Genomic DNA, 1,088 nt, shown 5'->3' on the forward strand with positions numbered 1-1,088 from the left:
ATCACCACCATCACCGCCCACCTCGCCGCCCACGACCCCGGCTACCCCACCACCGGACTCACACCCGAACGCCTCCGCGACGGATGGCGCCTCAACCCCACCACCGAGACACCAACGATCTACTACATCACCGACGACAGCCACATCATCACCGCACCCGCCACCGCACCAACCACCCACATCGCCAGCCAAATGTCCGCAGAATTCCGCAACCGCCACCCCATCGAGAACCCACCACCAGCCCACGACACAGGCACCGACATCTTCGACTGAACAACCACGATGAACCACCCCGAACCGGCCAAGGTACCGGCACCCATCGCGGTCCCCCCGGGCGTACTGCAACCGGGACTCACTCTCGACGGCACACAACTACTACCCCGGAGTTATTACTGCACTTATCAGAGCCGAGCTTTCCGCTGTGACGTCAATGCTTCGCGAGTCACATTGTTCGTTCCCCCCGGAGAGCCGATTCCTGAAGGATTCGAGCACAAGGACGACCGCGATCAGTTTGTTCAGGCGGTCGCCTACAAGCGCGTGCCCAGTACTGACGTCGAGGCTTTCTACCGTGCAATCACGAGTTGCTGGTACAAGGGCGACCCGTACTCGATCAAGCGGATCGACGGGCCACACCTACGACTCAGCCTCGATGGCGGGCGTCGGATCAAGCGCGTCGTGCCCGAGCCGCCACACCCAACACTCAAGGAGATCAGGCAGTTCCCGAACACCGAGGTTCTGGGCCAAGGTGAGGTCTGGGCCACTATCGACATTCTGGAGGCCGCACAGCTCACCATGGCGGTCGTCCCGTACCACCAAGTCGGTGGTTACCTGAAGCCGGTTCGAGACGTGACGGGCGCAGGAGTCGCAGTGCCGACGGCCGACGAAATCTTCTATTTCCCCTCGCCCCAGGACAGCCCATTCCTCCCCGGAAACGATGCAATCACCACCATCACCGCCCACCTCGCCGCCCACGACCCCGGCTACCCCACCACCGGACTCACACCCGAACGCCTCCGCGACGGATGGCGCCTCAACCCCACCACCGAGACACCAACGATCTACTACATCACCGACGACAGCCACATCAT

The 1,088-nt window shown here is 62.5% G+C and carries 2 pseudogenes; both read left to right on the forward strand.

The window, feature by feature from the left end:
- Positions 1-273 (forward strand): annotated as a pseudogene (locus AC1U2B_RS28565) (hypothetical protein); the annotation flags it as partial.
- A gap of 264 nt (positions 274-537) precedes the next feature.
- A pseudogene (locus AC1U2B_RS28570) lies at positions 538-1,088 on the forward strand (hypothetical protein); the annotation flags it as partial.

Source organism: Mycolicibacterium sp. P4_G11, from assembly GCF_056555145.1.